The organism is Variovorax sp. TBS-050B (assembly GCF_029893635.1).
Classification (GTDB): domain Bacteria; phylum Pseudomonadota; class Gammaproteobacteria; order Burkholderiales; family Burkholderiaceae_C; genus Variovorax.
Genome location: NZ_JARXYR010000001.1, coordinates 361011 through 379711 on the forward strand (window position 1 = coordinate 361011; position 18701 = coordinate 379711).

The following is an 18701-nucleotide window of genomic DNA, read 5'->3' on the forward strand; positions in this document are numbered from 1 at the left end:
CGGCGGTTCAGAACTTCGCCCGCAGGGTCAGCTGCACCTCGCGCCCCGGACCTGGCAGGATCAGGTTGTCGACGGCCCCGTGCGCCGAGACGTAGTACTTGCGGTTGGCGATGTTCTTCAGGTTCAGTGCGATCTCGTAGCGCGCGGTCCTGTAGCTGGCCGCGAGGTCGGCGGTCAGATAGGAAGGCAGCGTGACGAGGTTGCTCAGCGAGGCATAGCGTGCGCCGACGTAGTTCAAGCCGCCGCCGGCACTGAAGCCGTTGCCCAGGTCCTTCATGGCCCAGACGAAGGCGGAGTGGCGCGGCGTGAGCGCTGCGGTCTTGCCCTGCACGGGAATCGCCGCGCCCACCGGCAACTGCAGCGAGCTGACGGTCGCCAGCGAGCGGGTCATCCTGGCGTCGAGGTAGGCATAGCCGGCGCTCACGTCCCAGCGGCCCGGCAGCCGGCCGTTGAGTGCCAGCTCCAGCCCCCGGGTGCGCTGCGTGCCCACGTTGATCTGGCGGCGCGCGTTGTTGGGATCGGTGTTCTTGATGCCGGTGCGCTCGAGGTCGAAGAGCGCGGTCGTCAGATTCAACGTGCCGTCCAGCAGGTCGAACTTGGCGCCGATCTCCTTGTTGACCGTGATCTCCGGATCGTTGTCGATGTTGCTCGCGGAGAGTGCGAAGTTCTCGCCCGAGGGCTGGAAGGAACGGCTGTACGAGACGTAGTAGGACTGCGCCGCATCCGGCTGCCACACCAGGCCCGCGCGCGGGCTGAACTTGCGGTCGGTGCGTTCCAGCGGCGAGAGCTTGCGCTCGAAGCGGGTCTCCTGCTTGAAGGTGTCGTAGCGCGCGCCCACGAGCGCCTTCCACTGCGGTGCCAGCGTGATCTGGTCCTGCAGGTAGAGCGCGGCGGTCTTGAACTCGCTGTCGCTCGGGATCGCACCGTCGGCGAGGAAGCTCGCGGCCGGGATCGGCAGCGGGTCCGCCACCGGGTTGAAGATGTTCACGCGCTGATACCCGACGGCCGACGAGACGCTGAAGAGGCGCTTGCGCTGCACGCCGAACTCGGTGCCGATCAGCCACTCCTGCTGCAATCCGCCGAGCTGGTTGCGCCAGCTCAGGTCGGTCTGGTTGAACCAGCCGCTCTCGTCGCGGTCGACGATGCCGCGGGTTCGGCCCACCGTCAGGCCCACGGGGTCGGTCGTGCCGCTGGGCAGCGTGTTGAAGCGGTCCAGGTGGAAGCTGGCGTAGCGCGTGGTGTTGCGCAGGCTCAGCGCATCGTTGAAGCGGTGGTTCAGCGTGGCGGTGAAGGTCTGGACCCGGCTGGTCACCGTGTCGTCGCGCCGCGCATGCGCCGAGCCGTAGTAGGTGCCGATCGGCACGTCCACCGGGCGGCCGTTCAGCGCCGGCACGCCGAAGTCGGTCAGCCGCTGGTCGCGCAGGTTCGTGTACTGCAGCAGCAGCTCGGTCTGCGGGCTGAACTTGATCGCGAGCGAAGGCGCGATGTTGTAGCGGTCGGTGAACTGCTGGTCGCGGTAGCTGTCCGATCTCTCGCGCGCGACGTTGAGGCGGAACGCCATCGCCTCGCCGATCGGCGTGTTCAGGTCGGCCGTGGCGCGCTGGTAGCGGTCGGTTCCCAGGCCCAGCGAGACTTCGCCGAACTGCGTGCCGAAGACCGGCTTCTTGGTCACGCGATTGATGAGCCCGCCCGAGGAGCCGCGGCCGTAGAGCACGGCGGCCGGTCCCTTGAGCACCTCGATGCGTTCGGTGTCGGAGAGGTCGCGGAAGTACAGCCCGTCGTCGCGCACGCCGTCGACGAACCAGTCGGAGATCGCGCTGAAGCCGCGGATCACCACCTGATCGCGCTGCCCGTCGCCATGATTGAAGCTCACGCCGGGCGCATTGCGCAGCGCGTCCTGCATCGAGTTGACGCCCTGGTCGCGCAGCAGCTGCTCGGGCAGCACGTTGATCGCCTGCGGCACGTCGCGCAGCGGCGCGCTGCTCTTCGTGGCAGTGCTGGCGGCGGCCGGCGAATAGCCCTTGTCCTGCTCGGCGCTGACGCTCACCTCCTTCAGCGTCGACCGGCCGTCGGCCGCGGCGTCCTGCGCCATGGCGGCGCCGCCGAGCGACGCGATGGCCGCGCCGGCCAGGAGGGAGAGGGGCCACAGGGGCCGCTGGTTGTTCTGTGAAGACTTCATTCTGTGCGGTTCTCGTTGGGTGAAGCCGCGCAGGAAATGGCCGCACATGCCGGCCGCGCGCCCGGCGGCGCGCGTGTCCGGCATGCCCTGCCTTGAAGTTCTGGGTGGGGCGTTGGCGCATGCGAACCGGGGGGTCGCAGCGCGGAGGACGGCCGCTGAGCGCGGCGCGAAGGATTGTAAATGGGAATCCTTCGCATTCTTTGGCAAGGAGCGACGTGGCGACGCGGCGACGTGGAGGCGGTGTCTCGCGGCTGACGGCGCGGCCCGAATATGTCCTGCCGGACGGGTCTTACTACCATGTCAGTCTGGATCGAGCATCGGACGGGATGACAGGAAGGACAACGACATGGGTGAGTTCCGCGCAGCGCAGCAGAAACAGCAGCAGCATCAGCCCCGGCACCGGCCCGCCAGCCTGCTGGACCCTGCGGTGCCCGTGGCCGCGATCCTCGACGTGGTGGGACAGGCGGTCATCGTCAAGGACGAGGCATCGCGATTCGTGCATCTCAACCAGCGCGCCTGCGAGCTGCTCGGCGTGGCGCTCGAAGCCGCGCGCGGCAAGACGGACCACGACTTCCTCCCTCCTGCGCAGGCCGATCGCATTCGCGCCGTCGACCGCGAGATCCTCGCGAGCGGCAAGGGCCGCAGCTTCGAGGAGGAGATCACGGCAGGCGACGGATCGACCCGGACCCTGGTCACGCGCAAGCAGCCCGTGGATCTCGCGGGGGGCGCCGGCCGGCTGCTCGTGGTGGTGATCGCCGACGTCACCGAACTGCGCACCACCGAGCGGGTGCTCCGGGCGAGCGAGGCGCACTACCGGTCGTTCGTCGAGCTGCATCCGCAGATCACCTGGACCGCCGACGCCACCGGCGCGGTGACCGAGGCGGGACCGGGCTGGCCCGCCCTTACCGGCAACTCGATCGAGAACTCGCTGGGCTCCGGCTGGGAAAGCGCCCTGCATCCCGACGACCTGGGGCGCGTTCGCGCGCAGTGGATGGACTCGGTGGCCCGCGGCGTGCCCTTCGATGCCGAATACCGGGTGCGCAGCGCCGCCGACGGCAGCTACCGGTGGTTCAGGGCCCGTGCCGCGCCGCGGCGCGACGAGAACCAGGCCATCGTGCGCTGGTACGGTCTGCTCGAGGACGTGCATCAGCAGCGCATCGCGATCGATGCGCTGCGCGAGAGCGAGTCGCTCTTCCGCCTGATCGCCGACAGCGTGCCCGTGATGATGTGGCTGACCGACGCGAACGGCCATGCCACCTACCACAGCCGGCTCTGGCTCGAGGCGACCGGCCAGAGCGAGAGCGAATCGCTGGGCCAGGGCTGGAGCCGGGCCGTCCATCCCGACGACCGCGCCTCGGCGCTGGCGCAGTTCGGCGCGGCGAGCGCGAAGCGGCAGCCGGTCCAGCTCGAATACAGGCTGCGCCGCGCCGACGGCACCTGGGCCTGGGTCATCGACACCGGCACGCCGCGGCTGTCGCCCGAAGGCGAGTTCCTGGGCTTTGCCGGCTCCATCCTCGACATCACCGAACGGCGGGCCGCCGAGGCCGCGCTGCGCGAGAGCGAGGCCTCGATCCGCAGCCTGTTCGACAGCAGCCCCGACTGCATCAGCATGCTCGACCTCGCGGGCAGGACGCTGATGATGAACAAGGCGGCGCGGGAGATGATCGGCCTCGACGTCGCCGAGCTGGAAGACCGCGCGGCGCTCGAGCGGATCTTTCCCGACGGCCGGCTGCGCAAGCTCAGCGCCATGTTCGACGTGGTGCGCGCCGGCGGCACCTCGCGGCTCGAGGTCGATGCGGTCGATGCGCACGGCGTGCACCGCTGGCTCGACGTCATCGGCGCACCCGTGCTCGACGCCGCCGGGCAGCCGAGCCGGATGGTGAGCATGTGGCGCGACGTCAGCGAGGCCAAGGCGGCGCGCAACGACGCGGTGATCGCGCAGCGCCAGGCCGAGCATGCGGCGGCGCGGCTGTCGGCGGTGCTCGAGAACACCATGGACTGCGTGCTGGTGGTCGACCGCGCATGGCGCATCACCTACGTGAACCAGAATGCCCGGCGCTTCCTGCGGCTCGGCGACGACGCCTTCAAGGGCACGCTGTGGGACCTCTACCCCGCCGACATGGAGAGCCTGTTCGGCGACTACTTCCGCCGGGCCATGGCCGGCGAGCAGGCGGTCTCGTTCGAGGAATTCGTGCCCGCCACCCAGGTGTGGCTCGAGGTCCATGCCTCGGCCACCGAGGACGGCCTGTCGATCTTCTTCCGCGACACCAGCGCGCGGCGCAAGGCCGAGCAGGAGCGCTTCCAGGCGCAGAACCAGGTCTCGCACATGGCCCGGCACGACGTGCTCACCGGCCTGCCCAACCGCCTGGCCTTTCGCGAAGTGCTGCAGCAGCAGCTGGACGAGGCGGACGGGCGCCAGGGCGTGGTGGCGGTGCTGACCCTGGACCTCGACGGCTTCAAGGCGGTGAACGACGCCTACGGCCATCCGGCGGGCGACATCCTGCTGCGCGAGGTGACGCAGCGGCTGCGGCTGTGCCTTTCCGGCGACGGGCACGCGCTCGCGCGCCTCGGCGCGGACGAATTCGCGATCGGCTGCTTCGGGCTGCCGCATGCGGATGCCGCCATCGACGTCGCGCGCCGCCTGATGGCGATTCTGCTCGCGCCCTTCGACCTCGACGGCCACAAGGTGAGCATCGGGGCCAGCGTCGGCGTGGCGGTGGCGCCGGACGACGGCAGCAGCGTCGACGAGATCAAGCGCGCTTCCGCGGTGGCGCTCCATCGGGCCAAGGCCGCGGGCGGAAGAAGCTTCCACCGGTATGCCAAGAGCATGGATGCCCACCTGCAGGCCCGCCAGGCGCTGAAGCTGTCGATGCACGAAGCGCTCGCGCGCGGCGAGTTCGAGGTGCACTACCAGGCGCAGGTGAGCGTCGCCTCCGGCCGCTACACCACCTTCGAGGCCCTGGTGCGCTGGCGCCATCCGGAGCAGGGCATGATCTCGCCGGCCGACTTCGTTCCGATCGCCGAGGAGACCGGGCTGATCGTCGACATCGGCGAGTGGGTGCTGCGCGAGGCCTGCCGCGAGGCCACCGCCTGGCCCGGCGAGATCGGCGTGGCGGTGAACCTCTCGCCGGTCCAGTTCCGCGCCGACAACCTGGTCGAGCTGATCGGGGATGCGCTGAAAGCCTCGGGCCTGTGCCCCTCGCGGCTGCAGCTCGAGATCACCGAGTCGGTGCTGCTCGGCAACGACGACACCAACCTGCGCACGCTGGAGCAGATCCGGCAACTGGGCGTGAAGATCGCGATGGACGATTTCGGCACCGGCTATTCGTCGCTCGGCTATCTGCGCAGCTTCCCGTTCGACAAGATCAAGGTGGACCGCAGCTTCATCGCCGACCTGCCGGACAGCAAGTCGCTGGCCATCATCCGGGCCGTGGCCGGCATCGGCCGCAGCCTGGGCATCGCCACCACCGTCGAGGGCGTCGAGACCGAGGCGCAGCTGCAGGTGGTGCGCGAGGAAGGCTTCGACGAGGCGCAGGGTTTCCTGTTCGCGAAGCCGCTGCCGGCCGCGCAGGTGCGCGGGCTCATCGCCGCGCGCGCCACCTGAAGAAAGAAAAAAAAGAAGAAGCGGCCCGCATCCTTTTGCCGCGCCCGTTCGTCCTTGCTGCACGACCCGCAGCGAACAGCAAGGAACATCCGTGGCGAACGACACCTCCCTCCCCTCCCCGCAGTCCCGTTGGGTGCTCGCGCTCGCGGCGCTCACCTCCTTCATCATCGCCCTCGACGCGCTGGTCGTCACCACCGCGCTGAGCGCGATGGGGCAGAGCTTCGGCGCCTCGATCCAGGCGCTCGAATGGACGGTCAATGCCTACAACCTGAGCTTTGCGGTGCTGCTCATGACCGGCGCGGCGCTGGGCGACCGCTTCGGCCGCCGGCGCATGCTCGTGGCGGGGCTCGCGATCTTCGTCGCCGCCTCGCTCGCGTGCGCGCTGGCGCCGACCGTGCCCTGGCTCATCGCCGCCCGCGCCGTGCAGGGCAGCGGCGCCGCGCTGGCCATGCCGCTCGCGATGGCGCTGCTCGGCGAGGCCTTCCCGCGCGCATTGCGGGCGCGGGCACTCGGCATCTTCGGCAGCGTCACGGGGCTCGCGCTGATCGTCGGGCCGGCCGTGGGCGGCGCGGTGGCCGAAGGCCTGGACTGGCGCTGGATCTTCTGGATCAACCTGCCGATCGGCGTGGCGGTGGGCGCGCTCGCGATGCGCCGCATCCCCGAGAGCCGCGGACCCGCGGCCGCGATCGATCTGCCCGGCGTGGTGCTGGTGACCGCCGCGATCCTCGGCGTGGTGTGGGCGCTGGCGCGCGGACACGCCCGCGGCTGGGGCAGCCTCGAAGTGGCCGGCGCGCTGGCCGCGGGCCTGCTGCTCGCGCTCGGCTTCGTCGCCTGGGAGCGGCGCGCCAGCGCGCCGATGATGCCGCTGGCGCTGTTCCGCTCGCCGGCCTTCTCCTCGGGCATCGCGGCGACCTTCCTGCTGTATGCGCCGATGTACGGCACGGTGTTCTTCCTGCCGCAGTTCCTGCAGCAGGTGCTGGGCGCCGGCCCGCTCGGCGCCGGCCTGCGGCTGCTGCCATGGACCGCCACGCTGTTCGTGGTGGCGCCGATCGCAGGCCGCATGGTCGGCCGCGTCGGCGAGCGCCCGCTGGTCGTGTGCGGCGTGCTGCTGCAGGCCGCCGGCAGCGCGTGGATCGCGCTGATCGCCGCGCCGGGCCTGGCCTACCTGCAGCTCGTGCCGCCGCTGGTGATGGCCGGTGCCGGCGTGTCGATGGCCATGCCGGCGGCGCAGAACGCGGTGCTCGGCGCCGTGGCGCCCGCGCAGATGGGCCAGGCCTCCGGCACCTTCAACATGTTCCGCTACCTGGGCGGCATGTTCGGCATCGCACTGCTGGTGGAGGTCTTCGCGCGCACCGGCACCCTGGGCGCACCCGAGGCCTTCAGCCGCGGCTTCGCGCAGGCGATGGGCGCCGGCGCCCTGCTCTCGCTGCTCGCCGCGTTCGCGGCCGCGCGGCTCCCGTCGATCCACAAGCGCAACCAACCCACGTTCCGGCCCGTGCCGGAGAAAGGACTCTGATCATGGCAACGACCACACGCATGGTGCGATACACCCTCAAGGCCGATCGCGTCGCGGAGAACGAGCGCCTGGTGCGCGCGGTGTTCCAGGCACTGCAGGCGGCCGCGCCGGCCGGCCTGCGCTACGCCACCTTCAAGCAGGCGGACGGCGTGAGCTTCATGCATCTCGTCTCGCAGCCGGCCGGCGGCGATACTTCCGCGCTGACTTCGCTGCCCGAATTCCAGGCCTTCGTCGCCGAGATCCGGTCGCGCTGCGAAACACCCCCCGTCACCACCGAGCTCGAGGAGATCGGCAACCATGGATTCACCGCAGCCTAGGCCCGAAGCGGGCGCGATCCTCGGCACGCTGGAAGAAGCGCGCCGCCAGTTCCTGGCGCTGGTGGACGACGCGCGGCCCGAGCTGCACCGCTACTGCACGCGCATGACCGGTTCGGTCGCCGATGGCGAGGACGTGGTGCAGGACACGCTCGCGCGGGCGTACTACCAGCTGTCGGAGTTCAAGACGCTGCCGCCGCTGCGCCCCTGGCTGTTCCGCATCGCCCACAACCGTGCCGTCGATCGCTGGCGCCACGACGCCTTCCTGCGCACCGAGCCGCTCGATGCCGCCGCGGACATCGCCGACGACGCCGAAAGCGAACCCGAGCAGGCGCTGGACCGGCAGCAGACGATGAAGCTCGCGCTGTCGTGCTTCCTGCAGCTGGCGCCCGCGCAGCGCGGCTGCGTGATCCTCAAGGACGTGCTCGACCATTCGCTCGAGGAGATCGCCGCCGAGCTCGACCTGAGCGTGCCCGCGGTCAAGGCCGCGCTGCACCGCGGCCGGGCGCTGCTGCGCGCGGGTTCCGAAGCGCCGTCGCCGCCCTCGCCCGCACGGCCCGCCTTCTCCCCGGCGCTGCTGCGCTACACCGCCCTCTTCAACGCGCGCGACTGGGACGGCGTGCGCGCGATGCTGGCCGACGAAGTGCGGCTCGACCTGGTCTCGCGGCGCAAGGCCGCGGGACGGCGCGACGTGTCGGTCTACTTCACCAACTATGCCGCGCTCCACGACTGGCATCTGGTGCCCGCCTGGCTCGACGGCCGCGAGGTGCTCGCGGTGCTGCCCGCACCCGGCGCGGCGCGGCCGCAGTCCTTCATCGAGCTGGCATGGGACCCGCAGGGCCGCGTGCAGGCGATCCGCGACTACCGCTACGTGCGCTACATCGCAGAGGACGCGCAGATCGAGCTCTTCCGCGGCACCGCCGCGTAGATCGCCCCACGCCATCTTCTTGCGCTGCATCAAGGCGCGGGCCTGATGCGTCGCTACATTGGCCTGGTCGACGAACCCGTTTCGACGGCATCGTGGGGTGAAGGCACCGGTCGCCGGGTGCTTTCATTGGGCTCGCCCTCCGCAAGGAAGGCGAGCCTTCTTTTTTTCTGCTGCAGCTGCCGCCGCAGCCGCCGCTCAGGCCGAGCGGCCGTCGAAGTGCGTGACGGGCACCGCCTGCAGGTCGATGCCCTCGATGCAGCGGACGTTGATCGCCGCCATCTCCTCGCCCTTGGGCGTCTTGCCGAGGGCATAGGGATGGATGCCGCAGTGCAGGCAGAAGCGGTGCGCGATCGCATGCTTGTTGAAAAGGTAGGTGCCGGCGTTCTCGTCGGGCGTGAGCAGCCGGAAGGCACTGCGCGGCACGAACCACAGCAGCGAACCCTTGCGCTGGCAGATCGAGCAGTTGCATGCCATGGCCGAGTTGATCTCGCCCTCGACTTCGTATTTCACGCGGCCGCAGTGGCAGCTTCCAACGTGCTTCTGGGCGGCAGGGGCCTGATCCATGGGTGCTCCTCGATACTGAACTGATGGGTTGAGTATGTGGCTCGGCCGCCGTGATGTCAAGCGTGTGCCGGGTGAACGCAATACAGCGCTTGTCCGGTTATTGCAATGGAATGGGCGGATTTCTTGAACCGACGAGAGCAACGTGCTTATTTCTTTGAATTGCAGTGGAAAGTAGATATTTCCACGTTTGAAGCATGCAGGTATTGATATGGAGCCATACATAAATGGACATGGATTGTTGAATCGGCTTCTCGAGAACTGGTGCCAGCACGATTCACGCGGAACTGGAATGCGGCGCACTTAAAGAAAAGATCGTAAGTTACTGATTATTAAGTGCTAATCCGTACGAATAAAAGGAGATTGGTGGTGTGTTATTCGCGCGGAAACAATTTGTATTTTCGCATTACTATCGATATGAATTTATTGATTAAGAGTCCGTCGCGCTGACTCCAAAAAGAGACAGGCCAAGTTGAAATGAGTCCGTCCACTATTAAGATTTATTTGCAGCAGTTTCTAGAAATTGCATGCAATTCAAATTGCTTACATAAGCGGTTTAGCGGTCTTACAACGGTGGATGAGGCACATGAATACAACTTATCGCTCGATCTGGAACGAATCCCTTGGGGCTTGGGTGGCGGCGTCGGAACTCGCGCGCGCCGGTGGACGGCGCGGCGGTTCCAGCGCTGACGCGGCGCGCGCGCCGGAGGCGCTGCGAATGCCGCCTTCGAGATACCTTCGTGCGAGCCTCATGGGTGCTCTGCTGGCAATCGGCGGAGGCTGGTCCGCCGTGGCGCAGGCGCAATCCGTGAACTGCACCCCGTCGCCGTACAACTTTTACAGCGGCTCGGTTTCGTGCATGGGCTACTTGGCGACTGCGACAGGGCCGGGCGCAACCGCGCTCGGTTACAACGCCCGAGCCGATCTCGACGGCGCGCTGGCTGTCGGGTTCAACGCCCACAGTTCCGTGCAGAACGCCGTTGCCCTGGGCGCGAACACCGTCTCGGCCGCGCAGTATTCGGTGGCCATTGGTCTGAACGCAGCGGCATCAGGTACGGGAGGCGCAATCGCGATAGGTAGCAACACTGTCTCCAACAACGTCAATTCTGTGGCGATCGGCGTCGATGCCAGGGCCACCTCAGCAGGTGCCAGCGCCCTGGGCACCTTCGCCAATGCCGCAGGCGGAAATTCCACGGCACTGGGTGTCAGTTCCTGGACCGGTGCCGGCTATGCGCTCGCGGGTGGCTGGGGATCCCAGGCCGGCGGAACGCGGTCCGTCGCGCTAGGAAACGAGTCAAAGGCACTCGACGCCGCCGCCACAGCCGTGGGCAACAGCGCCCGGGCGCTGGGGAACAGTTCGCTGGCACTGGGTGCAGAAGCACTCGCCATCGGGGCCAGTACGGTGTCGGTGGGCCAGGGGGCGGGTGCGGGCTCGACGGTTGCCAACACCGGCTCGACCGCAGTGGGCATTGCAACCGGAACTTTGGTCAGCGGCGCGCAGAACACCGCCATGGGCGGAGGCATAGCGAGCGTGATGCGGGGCGCGGGCTCGGGCGTGAGCGGAACGCGCAACCTGGCCTTCGGCACGGGCGACGGCACGGTCGCCTACGACGGCACCTTGAAGGCTGCAGCAGGCAGCCTCGTCAGCGGCAACGACAACATCGCCATCGGCACGAACGCCGGCATCGGCATTGCCGCCAGCGGAACGACGTCGATCGGTCTCAGCGCGAAGGCCAGTGCCGCCAATGCGCTGGCGCTCGGAAGCTTCGCGGTCGCCGATTCCGCCGAAGCGGTCGCCGTGGGCACCAACGCCGTCGCGACCGGCGGCAAGGCCGTCTCCATCGGCTCGGGCAACACGGCCTACGGCGATGGCGCGGTCGCGATCGGCGACCCGAGCTTCGCGAGCGGCACCGGCGCCTTCGTCGGCGGTGCGAACAACATCGCCAACAGCGACGGGACCGCGAGCGCCACGGCCGCCAACCAGGCCAACGGCGCGGTGGCGATCGGCAACGGCAACAGCGCGATCGGCCAGGGCAGCGTGGCGCTGGGCAACGGCTCGGTCGCGGGTGCCGTGGGCAAGGCCGGCAACGTGGCGATCGGCGACGGCGCGACGGCGACCGCGAGCGCGGGCGACGTGGCACTGGGCTCGGGCTCCGTCACGGCGGCGGCCGTGGGGACGCCCGGCATCACGATCAACGGCAAGAACTTCGTGTTTCAGGGGACCGCGCCGACGAGCACCATCAGCGTCGGCGCGCCGGGCGCCGAGCGCACCATCACCAACGTGGCGGCGGGCCGCATTGCGGGCGACTCGACCGATGCGATCAACGGCTCGCAGCTGTTCGCGGCCACGAGCGCGATCGAGAACCTCAGCACCGTCGTCGACGCCAACAAGATCAGCTACTACAGCGTCGCCTCCACGGGCGGAACCAACGAGAACAACGAAGGCGCGATCGGTGCCGATGCCATCGCGCTCGGCAAGAACGCGGGCGCGAGCGGCGCGGCTTCGGTGGCGGTCGGCCTCGGGGCCACGGCCGCGACGGCCAACAGCGTGGCGCTCGGCGCGGGCTCGGCCACGGGCGCCGTCGTGAACACGCCGAGCGCCACGATCGACGGCAAGGTCTACAACTTCGCGGGCGCCGCGGCGGTGGGCACGGTCAGCGTCGGCACCGTGGGCGCGGAGCGCACCATCACGAACGTGGCGGCCGGCCAGATCTCGGGCAGCTCGACCGACGCGATCAACGGCTCCCAGCTGTTCGCCACCAACCAGTCGATCGAGAACCTCAGCTCCACGGTCGCCGCGAACCGGGTCAACTACTACAGCGTCAACTCCACCGGCGGCACGAACGAGGACAACAAGGGCGCGACCGGTCTCGACGCGATCGCCTCGGGCAAGAACGCCAGCGCCACCATCGACGGCGCCGTGGCCATCGGCGCGGGCGCGGTGTCCGACCGCGCGATCGCGCCCTCCACGGGCAACATCCCGGCCGGCAGCTCGATGATCAGCTACAACACCACGGACCGCACGCTGCTCGGCGCGCTGTCCGTCGGCAGCGCGACCACCTACCGGCAGATCACCAACGTGGCCGACGGCACGCAGGCGCAGGACGCGGTGACGGTGCGGCAGCTCTCGGGCGCGCTGACCTCGTTCGCGGTCACGCCGACGCTGTACTTCCATGCCAACTCGGCCGCGGCCGATTCGCTCGCGATCGGCGCGGAGTCGGTGGCGGTGGGCCCGCAGACGGTGGTCAACGGCAACAACGGCGTGGGCATCGGCAACGGCGCGATCGTGCAGCAGAGCGCGCCCGGCGGCGTGGCGATCGGCCAGGGCGCGACCTCGCACCTGGCGGATGCCATCGCGCTCGGCACGCAGTCTTCCGCTGCCGCGGTGCAGGGCGTGGCCCTCGGCGCGGGCACCAGCGTGACGCAGGCCGGCGGCGTGGCGCTCGGCGCGGGCTCGGTGGCCTCCACGGCCGCCGGCGTGGCGGGCTACGTGCCGCCGACCGCGACCGAGGCGCAGCGCATCGCGATCGGCGCCACCACCAGCACGCTGGCGGCGGTGTCGGTGGGCGACGCAGCCAATGGCCAGTTCCGCCAGATCACGGGCCTGGCCGCCGGCACGGCCGACAGCGATGCGGTCAACGTGTCGCAGCTGCGCGGCGTGCAGGGCGTGGTGGCGGTGATCGACCAGTCGACCATCAAGTACGACAGCAACCCGGACGGCACGGTCAACTACAACAGCGTGACGATGGGCGGCGGCAATGCCACCGGCCCGGTCGCCGTGCACAACGTGGCGCCCGGCGTGGCGGGCACCGACGCGGTGAACGTCAACCAGCTCAATGCGCTCGGCGGCAACCTCAACAACCGCATCGACGCGGTGAACAGCCGCATCGACAGCGTCGAGAAGAACGCCTATGCGGGCGTGGCCGCGGCCATGGCGCTGCAGATGCCGGGCAGCTACGTGCCGGGCAAGACGGTGATGCGCATCGGCGCGGGCTCGTTCAAGGGCCAGACGGCGGTGGGCATCAGCTTCCGCCGCACGTCCGAGAACAACGCCTGGAGCATCACGGGCGGCGTGGCCACCAGCCGCGCGGGCGTGGGCGCCACCGTCGGCGCCGAATGGGTCTTCAACTGAGCGCGAGAGGGACGAACATCATGACGAACGACGACAAGCTTCCACAGGTCCCGGCCCGCACCGCGCTTCGCGCCGCCCCGCTCGCCACGCTGTGCCTCGCGGCGCTGCTGGCCGCGGGCTGCGCCGCGCCGAGCCACACCATCACGCCGGAGATGCAGGCGCGGGCCGCCGCCGAGAACCCGGCGCCGCCGAAGGACGAGGACTTTCCCGCACCGGACACCGCCAAGTGGCAACAGGGCGCGTTCCCGAGCCTCGAGGCGCTGCGCAGCATGCGCACCGGCATGGGCAAGGACCAGGTGCGCCAGCTGCTGGGCTTTCCGCATTTCAGCGAAGGGCTCGGCGGCGTGCGCGAGTGGAACTACATCTTCCACTTCCGCACCGGCGCCGGCCCCGCTTACCTCACCTGCCAGTACATGGTGCGCTTCAACGCCGACGTGCTGACGAACGGGATGTACTGGAAGGGACCGGGCTGCGCGGAGCTGCTGCGGCCGGCGGCCGTCGCAGCACGGCAGGTGCCGCCCGCGGCGCCTGCCGCGGTGCCCGAGCGCACCACCCTCGGCGCGGACGGCCTGTTCCGCTTCGACGGCCGCACGCTGGCCGACCTGCTGCCCGAAGGCCGGCGCCGCCTCGATGCGCTCGCCGATCAGATCCAGCGCAGCGCGCGGCCGGTGAGCGCCGTCCGCATCACGGGCCACACCGACCGGCTCGGCAGCGCGGACTACAACCGCGCGCTGTCGCTCGCGCGCGCCGAGACCGTGCGCGACCACCTCGTGCGCAACGGCGTGCCAGCGCAGGCGCTGCAGGTCGAGGGCAAGGGCGAGACCGAACCCAAGGTCCAGTGCAGCCAGTCGCGGCGTGCCGAACTGATCGAATGCCTGGCGCCGAACCGCCGGGTCGAGATCGAGGTGGTCGCGGGCTCCTGAGCGCGCGCGGCCTACGTCGCGAAGCCGTAGGCCGCCGCCCGCCGCAGCGCGAACTCGGCGATGTCGCGGTAGTAGGTCTGCTCCGGCCTGCGCCCCGCGGCGGCGCGCGCGTTGAAGTCGACCAGGAAATCGCGCGCCCACTCCTCGTAGAGCCGGTAGCGCTGCTGGCTGTCGCCGGGGTAGCGCCGGCGCACCAGCGCTTCGGTGATGTCGACGAGCGGCACGATCAGGTCGAACTCATGCCGCGACTGCATTGCTTCTTCCTTCACGTGCCCTGCTCCGTCGTTCAGAACTTGCCGAGCACGTTGAGGAACCAGCCCTTGCTGCGGTAGCTCATGTCGGTGAGGTTGTCGGAGTAGTCGGTGAAGTTGTAGCCGACGCCGACCTTCAGGTTCTCGTTGACGTGGTAGTACGCCGCGGTCAGGAAGCCGCTCTTGCGGTCCTTGAGCTCCCGGGCGCGCAGGGAGCGCCACTCGACCATCCAGTCCCAGTTGCGCACCAGCTTCCAGTCGACGCGCAGCACCGCGAGCTCGGCCGAGCTCTTGAACCAGGGCGCCGAGTTGTCGCGGCTGGGCCGCAGCTCGCCGCGGCGCCAGGCGTACTTGCCGCCGACGGTCCAGCGCTCGTTGATGTCGTAGGTGGCGTCGATCGCGAACACGTGGCTGCGCTGCTGGTAGTCGATGCCGGTGGTCGAGACGGTGCCGAGGCCCGAGTCGAGCGCGCCGGCCGAGACCACCTGCCCCGGCGACGAGAGGTCGTAGAGATAGGTGTACTTGAACAGCAGGTTGAGCCTGTCGTCGAGCGCCGGGCGCAGCGCGTAGCCGATCATCGCCTCGGTGTACTTGGCCGCGGCGAGCGCGCCGCTCGTGCTGTCGCTGTCGGCCCAGTTGAACTTGCCGATCCAGCGCGCGTCGTCGTTCACCTTCCAGCTGAACGAGTTCTTCACCAGCCAGCTCTTGCGCGACTCGGCCGCGGTGCGGTCGCGGCGGTATTCGAGGCCGCCGCTGTACTTGAGGCGCTCGCTCGAATAGCCCGCGCTCAAGGCCACGGCCTCGCGCCGCGTGGCGCCCAGGGTTTCGGCACCGACCCAGCCGTTCTCGAAGTTGACGCCGAAGGTCCAGTGCGCATCGGGCGCGTACTGCACGCCGTAGGCATGCGTGAGGCCCGGCTGCGTGCCGGTGGCATGGCGGTGCTCGGTGAACAGCGTGAGCCCGTCGCCCACGCGCGAGCGCACGCCGGTCACGAGGCTGCCGCCGCGGCCGATCAGGTTCTCGTCGGTGCGGCCTGTGTCAGCCACGTAGGTCAGGTAGAGGTTCGAACGGTCGTCGTACTGGTAGTCGACGCCGGCCTTGCCCGCGAGCCCGCCGTCGCCGGTCGAGAGTTCGCCGCGCAGCGCGAGCTTGTCGTTCACGCGGTACTTGCCGCCGAAGCCGAGCCGGTCGTTGTCGAGCCGCGTGCCGGTGCGCCGCAGCGTCTTCTGCGCGAAGCCGTAGAGGCTCCAGCGGTCGCTGCCGGTGTATTCCAGCTGCACCGCGGCATCGGCGCGCTCGCCCGAGACCGCCTGCGTGGTCGGCAGCGAGGGGCTGGTGATGAGCCGGTCGCCGGTCTTGTCGTCGTAGCGGACCCCGAGGCCCAGCTTCCAGTCGGGCGACAGCGCAAGGCTGTACTGCGCATCGAGCACGCTGCTGTTGTAGCCGTCCTGCTCGTCGCGCCGGTCGGCCTTCAGGCGCAGCTCGCCGTTCTCGCCCTTCTCGCCGAAGGGCACGGCGGCGGAGACGCCGGCCTGCCGCGTGGCATTGCTCGCGTACTGTCCGGGCGCCGAGAAGCCCGCATCGCGCGACTGCGCATAGGCGCTGACGCGACCGCCGCCGCGGATCTCGTAGTCGGCCAGGTCCACCTGGCCTTCGAGCCGCCAGGCGTTGGCGTTGCCGGTGGGCCCGTTGCCGAGCAGCCCGCCGTTGCCGAGGCCGCTGCTGCGTCCGGTGAAGCTGAAGCCGCCGTCGAGCGAGTCGTACTGGCCCGTGCCCGGCCCCTTGCTGCGCGCGAACTCGCCCTTGAGGTAGGTGGTCTCGGTCTTGCGCAGCGTGAGGTCCACGCCCGCGAGCCGCTGGTCGCCGCCGATCTGGTCCTGGCGCGAGGCGGTCACGCCCACGCCGACGTGGTCGTTGGCCCACCAAGAGACGCGGCCGCCCACGGCCAGCGTGTCGAGCGAGCTCGCGATCGGCGTGTACTCGTAGTCGACCACCAGGTAGGTCGGCATGCCGGTGAAGCCGCCCGCGCGCACCAGCGAGCCGTCGTCCGAGAGGCTGGGCAGCGGCGCCGACAGCAGCATCCGGCCCTGCAGGTAGTCGATCTCGTAGTCGGAGCTCGGCACGAGCTGCGTGCGCTTGAGCACGAAGCCGGAGTCGCGGTCGCGGATCTCGATCGAGACGCGCTCGGCGCCGCGCGTGATGTCCTGGTTGCGCAGGTAGTAGAGCGAGCCGCCGGTGCCGCGGAATTCCTCGCGCGCCGCGAGCGTGCCCGGCTCGGCCGCGAAGGCGTCGATCTTCAGGCGCGCCTCGCCGAAGGCGGTCGATTCGTCGCCGAGGTAGCGGCCGTGGAAGCCGTAGAGCCCGCGGCTCACGCGCGTGAGCTCGGTGTCGCCGAAGTTGAGCTTGAAGTTGCCCCACATCGCATGCGAGCGGCCGTCGTCCACGCGCAGGTAGAAGCGGCCCTGCGTGGGTGCGTCCTCGATGGTGGTGGAGTCGTCGCCGAAGGTGCTCCACGAATCCTCGGGATCGAAGCGGCGGAACAGCGAGGTCGGGTCCTTGCGGTCGAGGTTGCGGAACAGGTCCTTGAGCGGGCGTTCCTCGGTGTCCACGCTCGCGGTCAGGGTCCAGCGGTCGTCGAGCTGGCCCTTGGCATAGCCCGCGATGCGGCCTTCGCTCCAGCCGCCGCCGCCGTAGCGGTTCTTGTCGTTGGTCATGATCGCGGCCGGGCCGCTCACGCTGTTGCTGCCCACCGTGAGGTCGGCCTGGCCGACGAAGAACCAGTCGCTGGTCGGCAGGTCGAAGTCGCGCCGGTAGGCGCGCGTGGCGCCCTGCGCGTCGGTGACCGCGATCTCGCCGGTCTGCACGCGGCGCGGCACGAGCTGCTGGAACACGAAGCGGCCGTTGTCGTCCACCGGCACCGCGAAGCCGAGCGCGCGCACCTTCTCGCCGGGGCGGATCGCCGCGCCGCTCGCGGTGACCGTGCCGGCCGGCAGTGGAATGTTCGCGATCGCGACGTTGTTCTGGCCGTAGCCGCGCAGCAGCTCGCGCGCCGGGTCGGGCGGCGTGCCCTTCTCGGGCGCATGGCGTTCGGCGAGGCTCAGCGAGAAGTCGTCGGTCTCGTCGAAGCGGCCCTGGCGGTCGTAGACGCGCAGGCGCCAGTAGAGCTTGCCGCCCATGCCGTCCCCCAGGCGCTCGAGCAGCCCGGCGGGCACCTGCCAGTCGCCGCGCAGTTCGGTGTCGAGCGGCAGCGTGGCGAGCAGGCGGCGCTGCATCACGTCGTTGGCGCTGTAGATGCGCAGCTCGGCCTTGGCGGTGAACAGCAGGTAGTTGCTGTAGCCCGCGAAGCGCACCGTGTCGCCGGGCACCACGGTGGTGGGCCAGGCCGAGGCGGAAAGGCGCCGCGGCGCCGAGAGGTTGTCGTACTGCAGGCGCAGCTGGTTGCGTTCGAGCTGCACGTCCACGCAGCGCTGGCGGTCGGCGCTGGTGGCGCCCTCGCCCGCGGCGCCGCCCTTGGCATCGAGCAGCTGGCCGTCCACGCTCAGGCGCAGCGGCGCGTCGTCGGTGCCGAAGGCGGTGAAGCTGCGGCAGATGCCGGGGTCGGCAGGCGCGGGTGCGCCGGCCGCCACGGCGGGCGCCGCATCGGTCCAGTACACGCGCACCTCGACGCGGCGGTTCGCGGGCCAGTTGATCGGATCGGTGGCCGGCGTGGCCACCGGCGCGTCGGGGCCGCGCGAGCTGGCCGCGGCGGCCGATGCTGGCAGGCCCAGGCGCTGCGTGAGGTAGCGCGCCACCTGCTGCGCACGCGCGAGGCCGAGCGCATGGTTGTCGGCGAAGCGCTCGCGCGACTTCGCGCTCAGCGGCTGCATGTCGGTGTGGCCGACGATCTCGAAGCGCAGATGGCTGCGCCCGCGGACCTGTTCGGCGATGCGGTCGAGCTGCGCGCGGTCGGCCTGCCCGAGCAGGTCCGAGCCGGAGGCGAACTGCGGCGTCTCGCTGGCGCTGCGCTCCACGGGCGCCGATGGCGCAGCGGCCGGCAGCGGCGCGGCGGTCGCGCTCTGGCGGGCATCGCCGAGCACGAAGGTCGCCTTCGGCAGCTCGCGCTCGCTGCTGCGCGGCAACTGCTGCTGCACGCCGCCGGGCTCGACGGCGCGCGGGTCGGCCGCGGCGCGGTCGAGCATGCGGCCGCGAACGGCACTCTCCTGGGCGGCTGCAAGGCCCATGGTCATGCAGGCGGCGGTGACCGCGCCCGCGAGGGCAATGCGCTTCGGTAGCTTTCTCATGTCGGCTCGCAGG

Annotated in this window: 10 protein-coding genes and 1 pseudogene; 7 read left to right on the forward strand and 4 right to left on the reverse strand. The window is 70.0% G+C overall.

Annotated elements, in window-relative coordinates:
* Positions 1-7 precede the first annotated feature (7 nt).
* Complete coding sequence (locus M2165_RS01735; RefSeq protein ID WP_280812937.1) at positions 8-2179, reverse strand: TonB-dependent siderophore receptor; 2172 nt, start codon at positions 2177-2179, stop codon at positions 8-10.
* A 346-nt stretch (positions 2180-2525) separates the two neighbouring features.
* Between M2165_RS01735 and M2165_RS01740 the strand changes: the two genes are divergently transcribed.
* The 4 genes from M2165_RS01740 to M2165_RS01755 all read left to right on the forward strand — a co-directional run bounded on the left by M2165_RS01740 (position 2526) and on the right by M2165_RS01755 (position 8541).
* Positions 2526-5783, forward strand: coding sequence for a PAS domain S-box protein (locus tag M2165_RS01740; protein WP_280812938.1), 3258 nt, complete (start codon positions 2526-2528; stop codon positions 5781-5783).
* Between the two features lie 91 nt (positions 5784-5874).
* Positions 5875-7299 carry an MFS transporter gene (locus M2165_RS01745; protein ID WP_280812940.1) on the forward strand — a complete coding sequence of 475 codons (1425 nt, stop codon included), beginning with the start codon at positions 5875-5877 and terminating at the stop codon, positions 7297-7299.
* Positions 7300-7301: 2 nt separating this feature from the next.
* Positions 7302-7616 (forward strand): hypothetical protein, encoded by a 315-nt coding sequence (locus M2165_RS01750; protein WP_280812941.1) that lies wholly within the window; start codon positions 7302-7304, stop codon positions 7614-7616.
* A complete protein-coding gene (locus M2165_RS01755; RefSeq protein WP_280812942.1) occupies positions 7597-8541 on the forward strand; it encodes an RNA polymerase sigma factor in 945 nt (314 codons plus the stop codon). Before M2165_RS01750 ends, M2165_RS01755 begins: the two co-directional genes overlap by 20 nt.
* A 195-nt stretch (positions 8542-8736) precedes the next feature.
* On the opposite strand, the gene M2165_RS01760 is transcribed toward M2165_RS01755, so the two are convergent.
* The gene (locus tag M2165_RS01760) at positions 8737-9105 is read right to left on the reverse strand and encodes a GFA family protein (RefSeq protein WP_280812943.1); all 369 of its coding nucleotides are present in this window, start codon (positions 9103-9105) and stop codon (positions 8737-8739) included.
* Positions 9106-9961: 856 nt separating this feature from the next.
* On the opposite strand from M2165_RS01760, the pseudogene M2165_RS26090 reads away from it, so the two are divergent.
* The 3 genes and pseudogenes from M2165_RS26090 to M2165_RS01770 all read left to right on the forward strand — a co-directional run.
* Positions 9962-10429: pseudogene (locus M2165_RS26090) on the forward strand (adhesin); the annotation flags it as partial.
* 183 nt (positions 10430-10612) lie between these two features.
* A complete protein-coding gene (locus M2165_RS01765; RefSeq protein ID WP_280812944.1) occupies positions 10613-13234 on the forward strand; it encodes a YadA-like family protein in 2622 nt (873 codons plus the stop codon).
* 20 nt (positions 13235-13254) lie between these two features.
* Positions 13255-14157, forward strand: coding sequence for an OmpA family protein (locus M2165_RS01770; RefSeq protein WP_280812945.1), 903 nt, complete (start codon positions 13255-13257; stop codon positions 14155-14157).
* 11 nt (positions 14158-14168) lie between these two features.
* Here the strand turns inward: M2165_RS01770 and M2165_RS01775 are convergent, their stop codons facing one another.
* Together M2165_RS01775 and M2165_RS01780 are read right to left on the reverse strand one after the other, a co-directional pair.
* Positions 14169-14426, reverse strand: coding sequence for a hypothetical protein (locus M2165_RS01775; protein WP_280812946.1), 258 nt, complete (start codon positions 14424-14426; stop codon positions 14169-14171).
* A 17-nt stretch (positions 14427-14443) separates the two neighbouring features.
* A complete protein-coding gene (locus M2165_RS01780) occupies positions 14444-18688 on the reverse strand; it encodes an OmpA family protein (RefSeq protein ID WP_280812947.1) in 4245 nt (1414 codons plus the stop codon).
* Positions 18689-18701 lie beyond the last annotated feature (13 nt).